At 68.3% G+C, this 19,589-nt stretch carries 19 protein-coding genes; 5 read left to right on the top strand and 14 right to left on the bottom strand.

Annotated elements, in window-relative coordinates:
- Positions 1-52 precede the first annotated feature (52 nt).
- Positions 53-790, bottom strand: coding sequence for a ZIP family metal transporter (locus ACWEQQ_RS33050; RefSeq protein WP_452342020.1), 738 nt, complete (start codon positions 788-790; stop codon positions 53-55).
- Positions 791-896: 106 nt separating this feature from the next.
- Between ACWEQQ_RS33050 and ACWEQQ_RS33045 the strand changes: the two genes are divergently transcribed.
- Complete coding sequence (locus tag ACWEQQ_RS33045; protein WP_452342021.1) at positions 897-1,949, top strand: NAD(P)-dependent alcohol dehydrogenase; 1,053 nt, start codon at positions 897-899, stop codon at positions 1,947-1,949.
- A 56-nt stretch (positions 1,950-2,005) separates the two neighbouring features.
- Here the strand turns inward: ACWEQQ_RS33045 and ACWEQQ_RS33040 are convergent, their stop codons facing one another.
- From ACWEQQ_RS33040 to aceA, 7 genes are all read right to left on the bottom strand, one after another.
- Positions 2,006-2,197: an antitoxin gene (locus ACWEQQ_RS33040; RefSeq protein ID WP_364620324.1), complete on the bottom strand. Its 192-nt coding sequence runs from the start codon at positions 2,195-2,197 to the stop codon at positions 2,006-2,008.
- A 76-nt stretch (positions 2,198-2,273) separates the two neighbouring features.
- Positions 2,274-2,654 carry a VOC family protein gene (locus ACWEQQ_RS33035; protein WP_354847054.1) on the bottom strand — a complete coding sequence of 127 codons (381 nt, stop codon included), beginning with the start codon at positions 2,652-2,654 and terminating at the stop codon, positions 2,274-2,276.
- 108 nt (positions 2,655-2,762) lie between these two features.
- Positions 2,763-3,467, bottom strand: coding sequence for a helix-turn-helix transcriptional regulator (locus tag ACWEQQ_RS33030; protein ID WP_452350992.1), 705 nt, complete (start codon positions 3,465-3,467; stop codon positions 2,763-2,765).
- Between the two features lie 43 nt (positions 3,468-3,510).
- Positions 3,511-3,636: a hypothetical protein gene (locus ACWEQQ_RS33025; RefSeq protein WP_364620331.1), complete on the bottom strand. Its 126-nt coding sequence runs from the start codon at positions 3,634-3,636 to the stop codon at positions 3,511-3,513.
- A gap of 174 nt (positions 3,637-3,810) precedes the next feature.
- The gene (gene metE / locus ACWEQQ_RS33020) at positions 3,811-6,126 is read right to left on the bottom strand and encodes a 5-methyltetrahydropteroyltriglutamate--homocysteine S-methyltransferase (protein WP_452350991.1); all 2,316 of its coding nucleotides are present in this window, start codon (positions 6,124-6,126) and stop codon (positions 3,811-3,813) included.
- A gap of 304 nt (positions 6,127-6,430) precedes the next feature.
- The gene (locus tag ACWEQQ_RS33015) at positions 6,431-7,318 is read right to left on the bottom strand and encodes a 3-hydroxybutyryl-CoA dehydrogenase (protein ID WP_379404185.1); all 888 of its coding nucleotides are present in this window, start codon (positions 7,316-7,318) and stop codon (positions 6,431-6,433) included.
- Positions 7,319-7,852: 534 nt separating this feature from the next.
- On the bottom strand, positions 7,853-9,142 hold the full coding sequence (gene aceA / locus ACWEQQ_RS33010) for an isocitrate lyase (RefSeq protein ID WP_379389181.1): 1,290 nt from the start codon (positions 9,140-9,142) through the stop codon (positions 7,853-7,855).
- A gap of 529 nt (positions 9,143-9,671) precedes the next feature.
- Here aceA and ACWEQQ_RS33005 point away from each other — a divergent pair.
- Entirely contained in the window at positions 9,672-10,148 is a 477-nt protein-coding gene (locus tag ACWEQQ_RS33005; RefSeq protein WP_452350990.1) for a DUF1772 domain-containing protein, read from the top strand.
- A gap of 142 nt (positions 10,149-10,290) precedes the next feature.
- Here the strand turns inward: ACWEQQ_RS33005 and ACWEQQ_RS33000 are convergent, their stop codons facing one another.
- On the bottom strand, positions 10,291-10,692 hold the full coding sequence (locus ACWEQQ_RS33000; RefSeq protein ID WP_452350989.1) for a hypothetical protein: 402 nt from the start codon (positions 10,690-10,692) through the stop codon (positions 10,291-10,293).
- Between the two features lie 282 nt (positions 10,693-10,974).
- Between ACWEQQ_RS33000 and ACWEQQ_RS32995 the strand changes: the two genes are divergently transcribed.
- The 3 genes from ACWEQQ_RS32995 to ACWEQQ_RS32985 all read left to right on the top strand — a co-directional run bounded on the left by ACWEQQ_RS32995 (position 10,975) and on the right by ACWEQQ_RS32985 (position 15,388).
- The gene (locus ACWEQQ_RS32995) at positions 10,975-13,587 is read left to right on the top strand and encodes a tetratricopeptide repeat protein (RefSeq protein ID WP_452350988.1); all 2,613 of its coding nucleotides are present in this window, start codon (positions 10,975-10,977) and stop codon (positions 13,585-13,587) included.
- A 96-nt stretch (positions 13,588-13,683) separates the two neighbouring features.
- A complete protein-coding gene (locus tag ACWEQQ_RS32990) occupies positions 13,684-14,349 on the top strand; it encodes a nucleotidyltransferase family protein (RefSeq protein ID WP_452350987.1) in 666 nt (221 codons plus the stop codon).
- Positions 14,350-14,362: 13 nt separating this feature from the next.
- Positions 14,363-15,388, top strand: a complete 1,026-nt coding sequence (locus ACWEQQ_RS32985) for an XdhC family protein (protein WP_452342029.1) — start codon at positions 14,363-14,365, stop codon at positions 15,386-15,388.
- 20 nt (positions 15,389-15,408) lie between these two features.
- Here the strand turns inward: ACWEQQ_RS32985 and ACWEQQ_RS32980 are convergent, their stop codons facing one another.
- The 5 genes from ACWEQQ_RS32980 to ACWEQQ_RS32960 all read right to left on the bottom strand — a co-directional run bounded on the left by ACWEQQ_RS32980 (position 15,409) and on the right by ACWEQQ_RS32960 (position 19,459).
- Positions 15,409-16,506 (bottom strand): ABC transporter substrate-binding protein, encoded by a 1,098-nt coding sequence (locus tag ACWEQQ_RS32980; RefSeq protein ID WP_452342030.1) that lies wholly within the window; start codon positions 16,504-16,506, stop codon positions 15,409-15,411.
- A gap of 79 nt (positions 16,507-16,585) precedes the next feature.
- The gene (locus ACWEQQ_RS32975; RefSeq protein WP_452342079.1) at positions 16,586-17,380 is read right to left on the bottom strand and encodes an ABC transporter permease; all 795 of its coding nucleotides are present in this window, start codon (positions 17,378-17,380) and stop codon (positions 16,586-16,588) included.
- 47 nt (positions 17,381-17,427) lie between these two features.
- Positions 17,428-18,189: an ABC transporter permease gene (locus ACWEQQ_RS32970; protein ID WP_452342031.1), complete on the bottom strand. Its 762-nt coding sequence runs from the start codon at positions 18,187-18,189 to the stop codon at positions 17,428-17,430.
- 11 nt (positions 18,190-18,200) lie between these two features.
- The gene (locus ACWEQQ_RS32965; protein ID WP_364620358.1) at positions 18,201-19,004 is read right to left on the bottom strand and encodes an ABC transporter ATP-binding protein; all 804 of its coding nucleotides are present in this window, start codon (positions 19,002-19,004) and stop codon (positions 18,201-18,203) included.
- A 101-nt stretch (positions 19,005-19,105) separates the two neighbouring features.
- Complete coding sequence (locus ACWEQQ_RS32960) at positions 19,106-19,459, bottom strand: hypothetical protein (protein ID WP_452342032.1); 354 nt, start codon at positions 19,457-19,459, stop codon at positions 19,106-19,108.
- Positions 19,460-19,589: the final 130 nt, after the last annotated feature.

The raw sequence follows: 19,589 nt of genomic DNA, 5'->3' as shown, positions 1-19,589 counted from the left end.
TTGCGGTTCGCCCGCCTGCTCGAGCATGTCTGGCTATTGGTGTACCAGTATTTCAATGGCTCAGTGCCGCAACAGCCAACATGACCAGCACCCCGGCCAGGGTGCACAGCAGCGGTCCCCGGGCGGGTTTGCCCGCATGTGCCTCGGGCAGGATATCGGCCGTGGCGAGATAGAGCAGGAAGCCCGCGAAATAGCCCAGATACAGGCCGACGAGTTCGGCGGGCACCCGCACCAGCGTGCCGATGATCGCGCCGACCACCGGAGCGACGGCATCCAGCCCCAGCATGATCAGGCCACGGGTGCGGGCATTGCCGTACAGCGTGGTCAGGGTGAACGTGTTGAATCCATCGGCGAAGTCGTGGCAGATGACCGCGATGGCCACCGCGACGCCGACCGCCGCGCCGGCCTGGAAGCCGAAGCCGATGCTGAGGCCGTCGAGGGTGGAGTGGAACACCAGGCCCGCGCCCGCGAGCAGGCCCAGCGAGGAGAAGTCGTGATTGTGCCGGTGCGCGACGAATTCGTCCTCGTAGCCGGTGTGCAGGGCCATCGAGCGCTCGATCACGTGCACGGTGAAGAAACCGACCACCGCGGCCAGCAGCGGCACCGGCACGCCGAGCGCGATGCGGCTGTCCTGTTCCAGCGCGTCGGGCATCAGGTCGAAGGCCACCACGCCCAGCATGACGCCCGCGGCCAGGCCGAGCACCAGCCGCTTGCGATCACCGATGTGCACCGCCAGCAGCCCGCCGATCAGGGTCGCGCACATGGAGAGCAGGGACAGCAGAATGGCCATTCCGCCAGCATGACGCCGTTGGCGGCCGGATTGCCACACCGCGCCGCGGGTGAGAAATCGAACGATCGGTTGGTCATTTCGGGCATGCGGGAGTAGGCATGACTTCATGAGCACTGCTACCGCCTACGCGGTCTCCACCCCGGACGGGGCCTTCGAGAAGATCGCCATCGAGCGCCGCGAACTGGGCCCGTACGACGTGCTGATCGACGTCAAGTACGCGGGTATCTGCCACTCCGACATCCACACCGCCCGCAACGAGTGGCGCGGGACCGCCTACCCGTGCGTGCCCGGGCACGAGATCGCCGGCATCGTGGCCGCGGTGGGCTCCGAGGTGACCCGGCACCGGGTCGGCGATCGGGTCGGGGTGGGCTGCCTGGTCGGCTCCTGCGGACACTGCGACCCCTGTCTGGCCGGCGAACAGCAGTACTGCGAGAACGGGGCGGTCTGGACCTACAACAGCCCGGTGCCCGCCGAACAGCAGGCGGGCGGGCGCACCCTCGGCGGCTACGCCACGCAGATCGTGGTGACCGAGAGCTTCGTGCTGGCCATTCCGGAGGGCATCGGACTGGATGTGGCCGCGCCGCTGCTGTGCGCGGGCATCACCCTGTTCTCGCCGCTGCGACACTGGCACGCCGGGCCGGGCAAGCGGGTCGCCATCATCGGTATGGGCGGGCTCGGGCACATCGGCGTGAAGATCGCCGCGGCCATGGGCGCGGAGGTCACCGTGCTCAGCCACTCGCTGTCCAAGCAGGAGGACGGCCTGCGGTTCGGGGCGCACCACTACTACGCCACCGGTGACCGCGACACCTTCAAGAAGCTGCGCGGATCCTTCGACCTCATCATCAATACCGTCTCCGCCGACCTGCCGATCGAGGACTACCTCAAGCTGCTGCGGCTGGACGGCAGCCTGGTGGCGCTCGGGCTACCCGAGCGGCCCTACAGCGTGCGGGCTTCCGCGCTGGCGGGCCTCCGCCGTTCGCTGTCCGGCTCGATGATCGGCGGCATTCCGCAGACCCAGGAGATGCTGGACTTCTGCGCCGAGCACGGCATCGGCGCGGAGATCGAGGTGATCGCCGCCGACCGCATCGACGAGGCCTACGAGCGGGTGATCGCCTCCGACGTGCGCTACCGCTTCGTCATCGACGCCGCCACCATGTGAGGCCGCGGGCGTGTTTCGCGCCGGCCGCCCGGCCGGCGCGAAACACCCTGTGCCGCTTAGTGTCCCGACTGCTCGCGCAGGGCCTGCTTGGCGGCGTCCTGCACCTTGTCGACCGCGCCGGCGAACTTGCCGTCGGTCTGCTGGTCCACCAGATCGCCGGCCTTGTCGATCAGCGGCTCCAGCTTGTCGGCGTGCTGACCCGCCAGCTCCGCCGCCTTGCCCGCCGCATCCTTCAACTGGTCGAACATGCCCACGATCCACACTCCTGTCTCGAATCAACCTCCGTGACAGGCTATCTCCGCGGCGCGACGGGAGCGGCGGGGCTCAGTTCGCGGGCGGCGGGCTGAAGACGCCGAAGCGGTTGCCCGAGGTGTCGAGCAGCTCGGCGAAGACCAGGCCGTTCTTGGCGGTGACGGGCTGCAGGAAGACCTTGCCGCCTTCCTGCTCGGCCGCGGCCAGTACCGCGGGCACGTCCTGGACCAGCACATAGAAGATGGCGTGGTTGCCGGAGGCGTCGTCCTGATGTGCGATACCGCCCGCGGGCATCTCGTTGCCCGGATAGGTGACGATGTCGTACTTGCCGTCTTCGTCCGGGTCCGGAGCGAAGTTCCAGCCGAACAGTTCCCGATAGAAGGCCTTCACCTGTTCGGGCTCATTGCTCCCGACCTGGAACCAGGCGACGGTGTTGAAGGGCGGAGTGGTCATCTCTGTCTCCCGAAGAGTCATGGTGGATTTCCTTGCCCCACCACGATCTCCGGGCCCGGCGACAACCCTGTGTCGGTGTTTCCGGGTTATTTGTCGGTGTTCGCCGGCCTAGCCGAGCGAGATCATCCGCACCTCGTGCACCGGCTCGTCCGGGCGGCACATGTCGATGGTCCGCTCCGGCCCGGTCCACTCCGTCAGTTCGATGCCCTTCATCCGGTCGAGCCGGAAGTTGCGCGGTTCGTCGCGCAGCCGGCACCAGGCCAGCAGATACCAGCCGTTGGTCCCGTGCAGCAGCGCCACCGGCTCCACCTCGCGCTCGCTGAGCACCCCCGAGCCATCCAGATATTCGATGCGCAGCACGCGCCGCGCCACCACCGCCTGCTCCACCTCCGCCGGGATCGGCATGGGCGCGATGGCCTCCGGCGACTCCAGCAAGCGCACCCGCAATGCCAATTGCCGTGCCGCGTCGGCATTCTGCTGGGACATGGCGGCCAGGATCTTGCGCAGGGCACTGCGCCCGGCCACCGCGAAGGGCCCATCGTCGGCGCGGGCCACGGCGACCGCCAGCGCCACCGCCTCGGCCGCGGTGAAGTTCAGCGGCGGCAGCGACATGCTCTTCTCCAGCGCGTACCCACCCCGCCGCCCCACATCGGCGTAGATGGGCACCCCCGACTGCTGTAGCGCGCTGATGTCCCGCTCGACGGTGTGCACACTCACCCCGTGCCGCGCGGCCAATTCCCGTGCGGTCCGCAGCCGCGGGGACACTGCCCGCAACTCCTCGACAATCGCGTAGAGCCGATCCGTGCGGTTCACGCCCACACCGTAGCGGCACCCACCGACAATCCCGGGTCGGCGCTCAGCGCCCCGACTTCCAGGGCGGATCCGGCGGCACCTGATCCCCCTTCTGGTTGTAGGTGTCGTTGTACTGCTTCTCGGTTTCGGGATCGTCCACCGGCTGATCGCTCTTACCCGTCGGATCCATGCCCACTGCCTTTCTCGAAAACCTGTGTCCCGCACGCTAATCGTCGGTTCATGACCGATTCGTGACGCCGGACGCACGGAACCCCGGTCCGATCGGAGGATCGGACCGGGGTTCCGGGGTGAGCGCTACCGCCTCAGCGGCTTCGCTACTGCCTCGAGCGGCTTCGCTACTGCCTCAAGCGGTCTCGCCCGCGGCGGCCTCCGCGCGGCGGCGGACGCGGCGGGCCGCGGCGACCATATTGCGCAGGGACGGGTCGAGCTGCCAGTGGTGGCGGGTCTTCAGGCCGCCGTCCGGATTGGCCCACAGGCGTTCCGGGGTGACGGCCTCCGCTGCGGCGGTGAGCAATTCGTCCAGTTCGTCGATGTCCGGGATCCGGGCGGAACGGGACTCGTACACACCCGGGCCGATGCCGTGGGTGAGACCGCGGCCTTCGGCGCAGTCCTCCTTCAGCGCCTCCAGCACCCACTCGATGGAGCGGGTGGCGACGATGGCGGTGACGTCCGCGTCGAGTTCCTCGATGGCCGCCACCACGTCACCGCGGCTGGAATAGCCGATGTGCGTGTGGATCTGGGTCTCCGGAGCGACGCCGGAGGTGGCCAGCTTGAACGCGCCGACGGCCCAGCGCAGGTATTCGGCCTGGCCCTTCTTGCGCAGCGGGAGCAGCTCGCGGATGGACGGCTCGTCCACCTGGATGATGGCGATGCCCGCCTTCTCCAGATCCACCACCTCGTCGCGGATGGCCAGCGCCACCTGGTCGGCGGTCTCGTAGAGCGGCTGATCCTGGCGCACGAAGGAGCGGGCCAGCATGGTGACCGGTCCGGTGACCATGCCCTTGACCGGTTTGTCGGTGAGGGACTGGGCGTACGCGGTCCACGACACCGACATGGGCTCGGGGCGCGACACGTCGCCGTACACGATCGGCGGTCGCACGCACCGGGATCCGTACACCTGCACCCAGCCGAAGTGGGTGGTGGCGAAGCCGTCCAGCAGCTCCGCGAAGTACTGGATCATGTCGTTGCGCTCGTGCTCGCCGTGCACCAGCACGTCGAGGCCGATGTCCTCCTGCAACCGGATGGTGGACTCGATCTCGGCTTCGATGCGCTTGCGGTACTCCTCGTAGGACAGCCGGCCCTGACCGAGGTCGTGGCGCGCCTGCCGGGCCGTCTCGGTCTGCGGGAACGAGCCCAGCGTGGTGGCGGGCACCACCGGCAGCCGAAGCTTGGCCTGCTGCGCGACCTTTCGCGTCTCGTAGGGCTCGCGCACCCGCATCTGCGGGGTGACGGCGTAGACGCGCTGGCGCACCGCGTGCTTCTGCTTGAAGTGCACCGAGGTCGGCTTCCGGCGCCACTTCTCCGAGGGTCCCTCGGTGAGCGCCTTGGCCAGCGAAACCACTTCCAGCACCTTCTGTTTGGCGAAGGCGAGGCGGTCGGCGACGGGGCCCTCGAGCTCGTATTCGACGAGCACGTCGTAGGGCACGTGCAGCAGCGTGGCGCCGGTGGAGACCACCATGTCGGGGCAGACCTGGGCGAGGGCGTTGAGGTATTCCAGCGTCACGAACCGGTCGGTACGCCAGACATTGGTGCCGCTGATGACACCGGCGTAGAGCCGCTTGCGCTTGATGCCGGGGATCTTGGCCAGTTCCTCCGGCACGACCCGGTAGCTGGCCAGGTCGAGACCGATGGCCTCCACCGAAGTGCGGCACAGGATTTCGATGGCCGCACCGAAATCGCCGTACTGCCCGGTGACCAGCATGCGCGGGCGCAGCGGGGCCTTGGACAGGCGCTGGTAGGTCTTCTCGAACAGCTCCATGGTGGACGGCGAACGGTCGCTGGTGAAACAGGGCTCGTCCAGCTGCACGCAGGTGGCGCCGCGCTTGGCGAGGATCTCGAACAGTTCCTCGTACACCGGCAGCAGCTTGTCCAGCAGCACGAGCTTGTCGAATTCGGTTTCGCCGGGCACATGGCCGGTCTTGGACAGCAGCAGCAGCGACAGCGGTCCGAGGATCACCGGCCGCAGCTCGATGCCGGCCGCCTTGGCGCGATCGAACTCGTCCAGCAGCGCCTCGGGGTGCAGCGAGAATTCGGTGTCGGGCTCGAGTTCCGGCTGCCGGTAGTGGTACGGCGTGTTCAGCAGCTTCACCAGCTCCAGCGGCGGCAGATCCGGCCGGCCGCGAGCCATCAGGAAATAGAAGTCCAACGGGTCCAAGCCTGCTCGGAAGGGCTCGAACCGCTGCGGGACCGCCCCGAACAGCAGCGCGTTGTCGAGGATGTGGTCGTAGAAGGAGAAGGTGTTGCCCGGGACCTGGGTCAACCCGGTGGCGGCCAGCTCCAGATACTGGCTCTCCTGGATCTCGCGCCCGACCGCGAGCAGTTCGTCACGAGAAAGCGTGCCGTGCCAATACGACTCCAAAGCACGCTTGAGTTGCCGGTGCTCTCCGATTCGCGGGTAACCCAGGATGCTCGATCCGAACCCACCGCTGACGTTGACCATGAACGGACACTCCTTCCGAGCTGCCGGTCCGGCTCGACCTGTTTGCAGCTTATGCCCGGTTGAGGTGGACGCCGCCACAAGCCCGGCGACGTGGCACCTTGGGTATTAACGGTGTGCACCCTGACAATGCCGTGGCCGAAGGCCCGGCGAGCACCTGGACCCAACGCGACAACGGATTACGCAAGGTTCGGGGTAACTCGCCGGGTGCGTCCAAAATCGGTTCGGCACCCAACCGCCGGCACGGGTGCGAGACGCCGACGGCTCTCAGCCGCCCGCTGCATATGCGGGGAGGCGGGGGAGCCCGCTAAGTACGCGGGGAGGCGGGGGAGTTGTACTGGTAGAAGCCCGCACCGGCCTTCTTGCCCAGCAGGCCCGCCTCGACCATGCGCATGAGCAGCGGCGGCGCGGAGTACAGCGGCTCCTTGAACTCCGCGTACATGGAGTCGGCGATGGACTTCACGGTGTCGAGGCCGACCAGGTCGGTGAGCGCCAGCGGGCCCATCGGGTGGGCACAGCCCAGCACCATGGCCTTGTCGACGTCTTCCTTGGTGGCGAAACCGGATTCGACCATGCGGATGGCGGAGAGCAGGTAGGGCACCAGCAGCGCGTTCACCACGAAGCCGGAGCGGTCGGCGGAGCGCACGACCTGCTTGCCCAGGATGTCGGCGGCGAACTGCTCGGCGCGCTTGGTGACGGTCTCGGTGGTCTTGAGGGTGGTGACCAGCTCGACGAGCGGCAGCACCGGCACCGGGTTGAAGAAGTGCATGCCGACCACCCGCTCCGGGTTGTTGGTCGCCACGGCGATCTTCATGATCGGAATGGAGGAGGTGTTGGAGGCCAGCACCGCGTTCGGATCGGTGACGACCTTGTCGAGTTCGGCGAAGATGGCGGTCTTCACGTCCTCGTTCTCCACGACGGCCTCGACGACCAGCTGACGGTCGGCGAAGTCGCCGAGGTCGGAGGTGAAGCGCAGCCGCCAGGCGGCCTGCTCCCGCTCGCGCTCGGTGATCTTGCCGCTGGACACCCCGCGGTCCAGCGACCGCAGAATGCGGGCCCGGCCGGCGGCGGCCAGCTCACGGGTCTGTTCGAAGACGAGGACATCGACATGTGCCCGGGCGCAGACTTCTGCGATACCCGCACCCATCTGTCCGGCGCCGATAATGCCGACGCGCTGAATCTTTTCGCTGCTCACGTCCCGCTCCGTTCCGCCTCCCCGCAACTTTTGCGGGCGGCTGAGTGCCGTTGCCACTTCTGCATCCGTGCCTGCGTCGAGTACCGAACCGATTTCGGTCGTACCCGGTGAGTTACCCCTACCGGTACGAAATCGGTTGTCGCGTATCGAACGCCCGCCGGTCGGCAGTCGTGGCTGTGGGTGAAGGCGTCGGACTAACTTTTTCGACCCTGCGCCTTCTTAAGGTCTTTGCAAAAAACGCTATAGGAAGATGCCCTCCCCGCCGGGGCTGTCGACGGGAAGGGCGGGTGAACTTCGCCGGGAGAGGGCTTGCCATCCCCTCCCGGCGAAGTTCCGGGTCCCCGGGGCGGCCGAGGTTGTGATGCGACTGCCGCCCCGAGGGTTGTCCACTCCACCGCCTCTCCGGGTATTCAGCGGACGGCCAAGAGCCGTCGTCGCCATGCACCCGTGCCGGCGGTTGGGTGGCGAACCAATTTCGGTCGTCCCCGGGGAGTTACCCGGATCCTCACGAAATCAGTTGTCACCTTGGGAAACTCAGTGGAACTGACCCTCTTCGGTGGAGCCCTTCAGCGCCGCGGTGGAGGTGTTCGGGTCCACGGTGGTGGCGATGGTGTCGAAGTAGCCGGCGCCGACCTCACGCTGGTGCTTGACGGCGGTGAAGCCACGCTCGGCGGCGGCCTTGAACTCGCGCTCCTGCAGGTCGACGAAGGCGGTCATGCCCTCGCGGGCGTAGCCGTAGGCCAGGTCGAACATGCCGTAGTTCAGCGAGTGGAAGCCGGCCAGGGTGATGAACTGGAACTTGAAGCCCATGGCGCCGAGCTCACGCTGGAACTTCGCGATGGTCGCGTCGTCCAGGTGCGCCTTCCAGTTGAAGGACGGCGAGCAGTTGTAGGCCAGCAGCTGGTCCGGGAACTCGCCGCGGACGGCCTCGGCGAACTTGCGCGCGACCTCGAGGTCCGGCACGCCGGTCTCCATCCAGATGAGGTCGGCGTAGGGGGCGTAGGCCTTGGCACGCGCGATGCAGGGCTCGATGCCGTTCTTGGTGCCGAAGAAGCCCTCGGCGGTACGGGTGCCGTCCAGGAACTCACGGTCGCGCTCGTCGACATCGGAGGTGATGAGGGTGGCGGCCTCGGCGTCGGTGCGGGCGATGATCACCGACGGCACGTCGGCGACGTCGGCGGCCAGACGCGCGGAGGTCAGGGTGCGGATGTGCTGCTGGGTGGGGATCAGCACCTTGCCGCCCAGGTGGCCGCACTTCTTCTCGGAGGCCAGCTGGTCCTCCCAGTGCACGCCGGCCGCGCCGGAGGCGATCATGGCCTTCTGCAGCTCGTAGGCGTTCAGCGCGCCACCGAAGCCGGCCTCGGCGTCGGCGACGATCGGGGCCAGCCAGTTGGCGACCGAGGTGTCACCCTCGACCTTGGCGATCTCGTCGGCGCGCAGCAGCGCGTTGTTGATGCGGCGGACCACGGCCGGAACCGAGTTGGCCGGGTACAGCGACTGGTCCGGGTAGGTGTGGCCGGACAGGTTCGCGTCACCGGCGACCTGCCAACCGGACAGGTAGATGGCCTTCAGGCCGGCGCGGACCTGCTGCACGGCCTGGTTACCGGTGAGGGCGCCCAGGGAGTTGATGTAGTCCTCGTTGTTGACGAGATCCCAGAGGATCTCGGCACCGCGGCGGGCGAGGGTGTGCTCCTCGACGACGGTGCCCTGCAGCTTCACGACCTGATCGGCGGTGTAGTTGCGGGTGACGCCCTTCCAGCGGGGGTTGGTGTCCCAATCCTGCTGGAGTTCCGCAGCGGTCTTCGGGGTGCCGACCTTCGACATCTCTGACTCCACTTCTTCGTTCGGTCTCGGTAGCCCCGCGGATCGAACCAGGCGCCGGATGAGGGAGCGAGGATGTTCGACCACTGCTGGAGCGGCAATTTGCAGACTTGCTAGGCCCGCGAGGTGTACTTCCACACGATGGCACAGGAAAAAATATGCGTCTACCTGTTGCAAGTGTGAATCCCCGCTAGCTTTCACCTGCATTTTGTTAAGCCTGCAAAATTTGCTTGCGAATAGCAGCGGTGAAATCTACTTGCCGGTAGCGCTGACGTGCGGTTTTGCATAACGCCCGTACTGTTTGCGTGACGGGGGCCACCGGTGCATGACGCGCCGATGGCCGTCCGGATGTGAGCACCTTCACAGATCATTCTGATCTTGATGGTTGTGAGGCGAGCCACGAGGCGCCCACTTCGGACCATTCGGCGGCTGGAGAAACTCGCGATCTAGCGTCACTAGACAAGATAGCTCCGCCTTGTTATCGTTGCTTCAGTTTCTAGCACCGCTAGATTATCGCCGAAAGAGGCCCCCGATGCTCGTCCTGACCGGCCAGTTCCTCGCCGCCCTCGCCGTCCTCGCCAATGCCGTCGTCTACGGCACCGACTGGTGCGCGGCCCTCATCATGCGATCCGTCTACCGCCGCCTCGACGACGCCTCCGTCACCGTCAGCGCCGGCTGGGGCCACTACTACGGCGACAAGCGCATGCCGATCTTCGGCGCCGGCGGCGTGGTCACCGCCGCCCTCACGCTGATCGTCGCGGCGGTCTCCGGCCACACCGGCGCAGCCGTCGCCGCCGCCGTCGCTCTGGTCGCCCTGGTCGCCTGGCTGGGCTTCTACGTGAAGGTGGCCAAGCCGGTGAACACCGCGCAGAAGGCCGCTGCCCAGTCCGGCGTCATCCCCGCCGATGCCCGTGCGCTGCAGGACAAGTGGGACAGCATCATCAACCTCCGGGTGGCCCTGCAGTTCATCGCCCTGTCCGGCCTGCTCGCCGCCCTGGCTCTCCTCTGAGCCACCCGCTACTCGAAGGCCCCGCACCGAACTCGGTGCGGGGCCCCGTTGTTACCCGGGCGGTGGTCGCCGGGCGATCCGCCGACACGCACCCCTCGGCACATCGGCCCCTGGTACCCGTTGGACCGCCGCGGAGACGGGATCAGCGGCTGGGAAGTGGCCGCCGGGCCCGGTTCGGCGAAATGTGGCACCGCTCGATCGGCCGCCGGAGCTCCTTCGTACCTTCGTCCTGGTCGCTCGCGCGCTCGGAACCGTTGTCCCGCAAGGCCAGCAGGCACATGGCGTCGGTGACCGTGAGCCCGATGATGCCGGCGTGCAGGGCCGCGACCTCTCCGTCGAATTCCCCACCCGGGCACAGCAATCCGAGGAGGATCATCTCCGCGAGCACCAGCCCGGCCAGGGCTTGATCCCGCGTCAACCGCCGGCCGGTCGGCAGATACGACAGCACCCACCGCCCTCGGTGTTCGTCGGGCACGTCCACCCGGAACGCGACCTCATGGGCCACATCGCTGGTGATGAGCCATTCGAGTTCAGTGATTGCCATCGATCCGATCCTCCGTTCGATTCGGACCCCGCCCCGACCCGGCACCGCCCGACACCTCCATTGGACCGTCCCGGAGCGGCCGGACCGCTACCCGATCGGCCCGGGATTTGTTCCCCGCCCGATCCGGCCGTGACCTGGGGCGGACGGCCGGGCGACGGCCTTTGTTTCCCCGCGGGCGGACGATTTCTTCGCTACCGTCGGAAGCGAATCCAGCTGTCTGCCAACTGAATACGGCCCGGTCGCCGATTGCCGAGCGCGGCCGGGCGGGCGAGGAGGTCTCCGATGACACCGGCCGCCACTTCCGCACCCGAGATCGCCCGGCTCGGCCGCTCGCTGCGGGCGATCGGGCTGAGCGAGCACAGCCTGATCGAGCCGCTGGCCGTCGAGCTGATGCGACGCGGGCTGCGTCCCCGCATCGCCTGGCGCAAGGCCAATGGGCTCAACCAGCGGCAGGCCGCGGAGCGCTTCAATCAGATTGCGCCCCTGGTGGATTCGAACGGTCACCGGGAGCCGCGAATGAAGAACAGCCGGCTGTGCGAGATCGAGAAGTGGCCCGCTCGTACCGCGGAGGGCAACGGCTATCGGCCGCCGGCCCTGCACACGCTGGAGCTGCTCGCGCTGGTCTACAACACGACCTGGGATCGGCTCATCGATATCGACGACCTCGGGCATCTGGCGCACGAGGAACGCGCGGCGTATCAGTCCCTCCGGGAACGCCTCGGGCGCAACCGGACCGGGACCCGGCAGCCCTATGCGACGTCCTTCGACGCCTCGACCTTCATCGGCCGGCGCGGGCCGATGGAGGAGCTGCGCCGCCGCGTCGACCTGCACTTCCTGGGTGATACCCGGGCGCAACTGATCACCGGTGTCGCGGGTGTCGGCAAGACCGCGTTCGCGCGGCAGCTGGTGACGAGATTCGCCGACCGCTTTCCCGACGGCACGGTGTGGCTGGAGATGCGCAGCCATGACCGGGACGCGGGCTCGAACACCGCCGCGCGCCTGCTGGCGGCCGGGCTGAGCCAGCTGGGCGCGCGCCCGCGCCCGCACGCCGACCAGGGCGCGTTGCTGCGGCAGTGGCACCACGAGACGACCGGTCGCCGGCTGATCGTGGTGTTCGACGATGTGCTGGAGAGCAAGCAGATTCGGCCGCTGCTGCCGAAGTCGGCGAGTTGCTTCGTGGTGATCACCAGCCGGCGGCCGCTCACCGGCATGGTGCGCGTGAATCAGCTGGAGCTGACCCCGCTGGGGCTCGACGAGGCCGAGGAAATGCTGGCCACCCTGGGCAATCTGGGGGCGGGCCACGATTCGGCGGCGGTGCGCCGGATCGTGGAGGTGGCGGGCGGGCTGCCGCTGCCGATCCGCCTGGTGGCGGGGCGGATCAGCCGGACGCCGGGGCTGCTCGGCGATCTCCGCGACGAACTCGACACGCTCACCATGCTGCTGACCCTGCCGACGGCGGCGCCGCGCGCCGGGCACTGCCCGGCCGAGCTGATTCTCGACAAGTTCTCCGCCGAGGACGAATCCACCCGGGACGCCTTCGCCCTGTCCTACGCGCACCTGCGTGACGAGGAGGCGCGGCGCGCGGTGCGGCTGCTCGGCTGGTTCCCGAGCTCGACCGTGTCCGCCGACGACTTCGCGGCCATGGCGCAGGCCGAGGACTCCGCCGCGAAACGCCTGCTGCAGCGGGTGTTCGAGGACGGCATGATCGATCAGCTCACCAGTCGCCCGGGCCATCAGCGCTATCGGATGCACAATCTGCTGCACCTCTATGCCCGGTGCCGCGCGGATGCCGAGAGCCGGGCGGGCGAGCGCGGTGCGGCCCTGGGCCGGCTGTTGCGGCACTACCTGGAGACCGCGAACGGCATCGGAAAGCCGCGCCCCTTCGACACCGTGCCGCACCACCCCGGTCCGGACGCGCGCAATCCGAACATGGCCGTCATGCAGTCCAGGCTGTGGTTCGAGGAGCGGCTCGAGACCATGCTGGCGTGCGCCCGCACCGCCGAACGCACCTCGGACACCGCACGATTCGCGGATCTGCTGGCGAGCCAGCTCGCGACGCTCGGCTACTTCGCCGAGAGCCGCAGCATGTTCGAGCTCGCGGGCGGGATCAATCACGCCATCGGGGACCGCGCCGCCGAATGCGACGCCCACTTCGGGCTCGGCCACCTGCTCCGGACCATGCGCGAATATGCCAGGGCAGCATCCTGTTTCGAGTACGCGCACCAGTTGGCGGCCGATATCGGGGACAGCGCCCGGACCGCGCGCACCCTGCTGTGGCACGCCGCCGCGTTGCGCCACCAGAACAGCTGCGACGCGGCGCGCGCCGAGGTGCGCCAGGTCCTGCGCATCGCGCACTCGCTCGACGATCTGCATCTGGAATGCGATGCCCTGCGCGAACTCGGTCATCTGCACCGGCTCACCGAGCAGTACGCGGCCGGCGACGAGAACTATCGCGAGGCGCACGCCATCGCCCTGCGGATCGGCGACCGCTATTGCGAGGGCTGGTCGGTGTGGGGCCTGGGCGGCATCGCCGGGGTGCGCGGCCGGCTGGACGATTCCTGGGCGCTGTTCGAGCAGGCGTACCGGATCAGCAAGGAGATACCGGATCCGCTGCTGCAGATCGACACCCTGCGCGGTTTCGGCCACATCCACCGGCACCGCGGCGAATTCGACGCCGCCCGGATCAAATACGAGGAGTCCCGCGCCCTGACCCGGGGCATCTCCGACGCCGACGGCGAGGCCGCCGCCTGGTGGGCGCTCGGGGAGCTCGAACGCTGTGCCGACAACCCCGCCCTCGCGCTGGTCTATCTCGAGAAGGCCCGCACCCTCTGCGAGGGCATCGACCCTGCTCGCCTGCTCAAGGTCCAGCAGACCCTGACCGCCCTCGGTAGCTGAGGCGGCGCGCGGCCGGTCGCCGGGGTCCGGCCGGTCAGGCAATCCCTGATGGTCGCTTGGTCAGCGAAGGGGCGCGAGCGGGACTACCCTGCTCGCGTGAGTCCCGAACGCTGCGATGGAATTCTGCTCGCGGCCGGTGCCGGTCGGCGATATGGCATGCCGAAAGTGCTGGCCGAGGACGGTCGCTGGCTGCGCGGGGCGGTGGCGGCGCTGCGGGATGGCGGGTGCGCGCGAATCTTCGTGGTACTGGGGGCAACCGGGCCCGCCCACCGCGCGCCGGGCGGCGAGTGGCGGGTATCGCAAACCTCGGGCATCGCCCTGCCCGAGGGAGTCCAGCCGGTCTGGGCGGCGGACTGGGACCTCGGCCTGAGCGCCTCCACGCGCGCGGGTCTGGCGGCGGCCGCGGCACCGGGCCTCAGCACCGGGAGTACCACCGCCACGCCGCCGAATCACAGCACGGCGCCCGCGGAATTGGTCGCGATCATGCCGGTGGATACGCCGGACGTCGGGCCCGCGGTGGTCGAGCGGGTGATCGCTGCGGCGCGGGCGAGCGAGAGCCGGTTGGCGCGGGCGTTCTTCGGGACCACGCCCGGGCATCCGGTGGTGCTGGGGCGGGCGCACTGGGCAGGGGTGTGCGCGAGCGCGGAGGGAAATTCGGGGGCGGGCACTTATTTACGACAACGAGCGGATATGGTGTGCGTCACGTGCGATGACCTCGCAACGGGGATCGATCGGGATTATCCGGCGGACAGCGCACTGTGATCGGGAGCATGTGATGCGGGAAATCGTCGACGACCTTCTTCGAATTTGGCACAGCGGGCGCACCGGGGGGCTGGCCACTCTGGTTCGGACACAAGGCGCTACACCCGTGCCGATCGGGTCGGCCATGGTGGTGGACGCCGACGGGCGGGCCTTCGGATCCATCTCGGCAGGCTGCGCCGAGGCCGCCGCCTACGAGGCCGCCATCGACTCGGCGCACACCGGACGGCGCGGGCTGCAGCGATTCGGACCGGGCAGCGGGCTCGACGCGCAGATGGACTGTGTCGGCACCCTGGACGTGTTCACCGAACCCTTCTCGCGCAGGCACTTTCCCGAATTCCCGGATGTGGCCGCCGATATGGCGGCGCAGCGGCAGGTCACCGTCTTCACCGTGGTCTGGCATTCGGACCCGGATGTGATCGGCCAGCACCTCATCACCGACCGCAAGCACGGCACCGAGCTGGTCTCGCTCCCCGACTCCGATGTCTTCGTGTCCTCGTTCGCCCGCCCGCCGCACCTGATCCTGGTGGGGGCCAACGCTTTCGCGAGCGCGCTGGCCACCCAGGCCCGGCTGCTCGGCTACCGCATCACCATCGTGGACGCCCGCCCCACCTTCGCCAATCCGAGCGCCTACCCGGGCTGCGAGGTGGTGGTCGACTGGCCGCACCGCTACCTCAACACCCTGGCCTCGGCCGGGGAGATCGGCGCCGACACCGCCATGGTGGTGCTCTCGCACGACCCGAAGTTCGAAATCCCTTTGCTCACCGTGGCTTTGCGACTACCCGAGCTGGGGTACCTGGCCGCCCTGGGCACCCCGGCATCGCACGCACATCGGCTGGAGGCCCTGCAGGCGGGCGGCTTCACCGACGAGACCCTGTCCCGCCTGCACTCTCCCGCCGGTCTCGACGTGGGCGCCCGCACCCCCGCCGAGACCGCCGTGTCGATCGCCGCCGAACTGCTGGCGGTCCGCAACGGCACCTCCGCCGAACCGCTGTCCGCCTCCTCCGGCGGCGGCCGCCGGCACGTGCAGCTGGTGCGCTGACTCGGCACTGATGCGCTGAGCTACTTCAATTCGGGGTGCTCGGCGAAGACCTCTTTGAGCACCGAGAGGTCGAACAGCTTGTCCGCCTTGATATCGATCTTGGCCTTGGCCAGCGCCGCGATGTTCTGTTCGATCAGTGTGTCGGTCATGGTGAACAGCCCGTTGGCCTTGGAGTCGGCCGATTCGACCAGCCCGTTCTGCGCCTGCGCCTCCATGGTCTGCTCGCGCAGCTCCAGGCGCTGATCCTTGCCGTACACCTCGACGGCCAGCCGCGCCGCCTCGCCCGGGTCGGCGACGGCGTCCTTCCAGCCCTTGATCTCCGCCGTCAGGAACGCCTTGAGCTTGTCGCGCTCCTTGTCGATGGTCTGCTGGCTCACCGTCAGGGTCTCCGCGACCAGCGGCAGCCCGAAGTCGGCGAACAGGAAGTTGAAGTTCTGGAACCCCTTGGTGGCCAGGGTGATCGGCTCATTCGTCGCGTAGCTGACCCAGCCGTCCACCTCACCGTTGGCCAGCGGCGTCGGATCGTATTGCGCGGGCACGATGGTGACGTCGGAGGGCGACATGCCATTGGCGGTCAGCAGCGCGTTGAAGATGAGCTGATTCGTGTCCTGCACACCGATCTTGCGCCCCTTCATGGCCTGCGGATTGGGGATCGGGCTCTTGCTGGAGCTCACGATGCAGAAGGGATTCTTCTGATACGTGGTGCCGACGATCTTGGCGGACAGGCCCTCCAGAATCGCGGGCGCGGTGGTCTGCGGCGCGGACATGCCGATCCAGATCTTGCCGGTGCCCAGCCCCGCTTCCACCGAGGTGCTGGCCGCGCCGCCCGCGATCAGATTCACCGACCCGAATCCGGCGTCCTTGTAATAGCCCTTGGAATCGGCGAAGTACTCACCGGCGAACTCGATGTTCTTCAACCAGGACAGCTGCACGGCCACCGTCCCGTACTTGGAACCGTCGGCGACCGAGCCATTGCCGGAGCCCGAGGAGTCCTTACCGCACGCGGCCAGCAATCCGGCTCCGCCCACCGCCGCACCGGTCAATCCGGCGTAGCGGAGGAAGGATCGCCGACCCATGGACAACTGCGAGGCCGAATCCGGCCGGAACACACCACTCATGCGGCGAATGTAAGCCGTTTCGATTTCCGATTTTTTGCTTTTCCGCAGGTATTTGTGTGCGCCGCGTTAACTCGTGTGCTCATTCCCGGCTCCGTTCCGGCGAGAACCGCGCCAGCACCAGGTTTTCCAGCACGCCCACCACCGCGTACGCGAACACCGACACCACCGTGACCAGCGCGATCGACGCCCAGAGCCGGTTGTACTGGAAGGTGGGGATGGCGCGAATCAGCCCCGCGCCCAAACCGGTTCCGCTGCCCAGCCATTCGCCGAGCAGCGCACCGATCAGCGCGCCCGGCACCGAGACCCGGGCGGCCGCGAACACCGCGGGCAGCGCGGCCGGGACCGCCACCATGCGCATGGCCGTCCAGTTCGAACCCCCGTAGGCCAGTACCAGTTCCGTGGCCTGCCGGGGCGCGGACCGCAGGCCGGTCATGATCATCACCAAGGCCGGGAAGAACACCACGATGGCGGCCATGACGGTGACGCCGAGCAGCCCGCGCCCGAACACCAGCACGATGATCGGGGTGATGGCCACCAGCGGGACCGATCGCAGCAGCATCGCCACCGGCATGAACGCCTGCGCCACCGCGGGAACGCCGATGAACAGCGCCGCCACCACCAGCGCCGCGCCCATGCCCGCGCCGAAGCCGATCACCGCGTCCCGCAGGGTGATTCGCATTTCGTCGAAGATCACCTGACGAGCGCCGGCCGAGGTCGGTCCGGTCACCAGGTACTTCCACACGTCCCCGGGGCTCTTGCCGACCAGCCCGACCTGCGGATACAGCTTCAGGAAGCCGTACCACAGGGCCACCAGCAGAATCAGCGAAACCAGTAGTGGCAGCAGGAATCTCCCGATCGGCCGCAGCAGGTTCAGCAGCTGCGCGGCCCGGCCCGCCGCCGGGTTCGCGACCTTGTCGGTCATCATGCCTCCGCTCGCGTCCACGGCACCGCCACCCGCGCCACCAGCGCCACGATCGCGTAGCCGAGCCCGGCCAGCGCGGCCGCGGCCAGCGCCATGCCCCAGGTGCGCGGCACGTTGTAGGCGGTCTGCGCGGCCGTCAGGGCCACCCCGATGCCGCTGTCCACGCCGCCCAGGTACTCGCCGATGATCGCGCCCAGTACCGCGGAGGGCGCGGCAATCTTCAAGGCGGCCAAGGTATTCGGCAGGGCCGCGATCAGCTGCACCCGGGTCAGCCGCTGCCAGCGGCCACCGCCGTAGGCGCGCACCAGATCCAGGCTGGTGCGGTCCGCGGACCGCAATCCCGATACCGTGCCGACCATGGTGGTGAAGAAGCAGTACATGGCCGCCAGGAACACGGTCGGCGTGCGCCCGCCGAATACCACCAGGATGATCGGCCCCAGCGCCAGCAGCGGCGTGCAGTAGCTCAGGATGGCCAGCTGGGTGACCAGCATTTCGATCGGCGGGATCAGCACCACCAGCACCGCCAACGCGATGGCCAGCGCATTGCCCCACAGAAACCCTTGCAGCGCGCCCCAGGCCGTGATCCGGAAGTTGGGTCCGTACAGCGCCCAGCCGTCGGCGTACATGGTGTGCAGCACGGTCCACGGGCTCGGGACGGTGCCGCCCGCGACGCGCAGTTCGGCGAGCAGGGTCCACAGCGCCAGCAGCGCGAGGATGCCCGCCAGACCGCCCAGCCTGGTTATCCGCAGACTCTCTCTCATTGCGCCCCAGTTCATTCCGACGCCACCCCGCCCCGGCCGCTGCGCCCGAACAGCAGTTCCGATAGGTAGTCGTGCAGCTTGTGGAATTCGGGCGTGCGCATCATCTCCGGTGTGCGGGGCCGCGGCAGGTCGATGTTCACGACCTCCACCACCCGCCCGGGCCGCGGGCTCATGACGGCCACCACGTCGGAGAGGAAGACCGCCTCGGCGATGCCGTGCGTGACCATCAGTGTGGTGGCGGGCTTTTCGGTCCAGATCCGCAGCAGTTCCAGGTTCAGCCGCTGCCGGGTCATATCGTCGAGCGCGCCGAAGGGTTCGTCCAGCAGCAGCACCGTCGGCCGGACCACCAGCGCGCGGGCGATCGAAACCCGTTGCCGCATACCGCCGGACAGCTGCGCGGGCTTGGCCTTCTCGAAGCCCTCCAGGCCGACCAGCCGGATCAGATCCGCGACCAGCTCCCGGTCCGCGGGCAGCCCCGCCACCTGCAGCGGCAGCTTGATATTGGATTCCACACTGCGCCAGGGCAACAGCGCCGAATCCTGGAACGCGATCCCGAACTCGTGCCGCCTGCGCAGCTCGGCCGGGGTCTCACCATTGATCTTCGCGGTCCCCGCCGAGGGCGACTCCAGATCCGCGAGAATCCGCAGGATGGTGGACTTCCCGCACCCGGAGGGCCCCAGCAGCGACAGGAACGCGCCCTGCGCGGTATGCAGATCCACCGTGTCCAGGGCCGGCACCACCCGCCGCCCGGAGCGGAAGGTCTTGCTCAGCCCGCTGATGTGAATGCCCGTCCCCGCGGCGGCTTCCGAACTCATAGCGCCAACGGTAAGTGCCGGGAATTGCACGCAGATTGCAAATGAGCGGACGAGATGACCTATTTGTTACGCAGCGAGCTGCGAAATCTGCCAGGTGGGTCTCACCACCAGGCCGGGGGTTCGAACCAGTCGCGCGCCTCCCGGCGGAACAGCAGCACGATCACCGCCAGCGAGACCAGCGGACCCAGCGGACCCGGCGGCCGCCCCTCGGTGATCGACGGCACCGTCCACAGCATGTTCATGAACGCCACCAGAATCGCTCCGATACGCACCGACTGCCCCTCGGAGTTGAATGTCAGCGCGACCAGACCGAGCAGGAACGCCGGGATGAACGGCACCGCGGTCCCGATCGCCGCCTCGGCTCCCAGCAGCCATCCCGAAGAGGCCACGCAGATCGCGCCCAGCCCCGCGATTCCCAGAGCGAGCACCTGCGCCGCACGCACCACCCGGGGCATTCGATAACTGTCGTCCACACCCGACCCCCGATCGGGTTGAGTTCCCAGGTCCGACACTCCCCCAACCTAACCCGGGACAATCCCCGGTCTCCGCCACCACGCCGCCGCGCGGTTCAGTTCACAGCTACCT

The sequence above is a fragment of the Nocardia sp. NPDC004123 genome (genome assembly GCF_053603795.1).
This window is presented reverse-complemented; position numbering and strand designations above follow the sequence as displayed.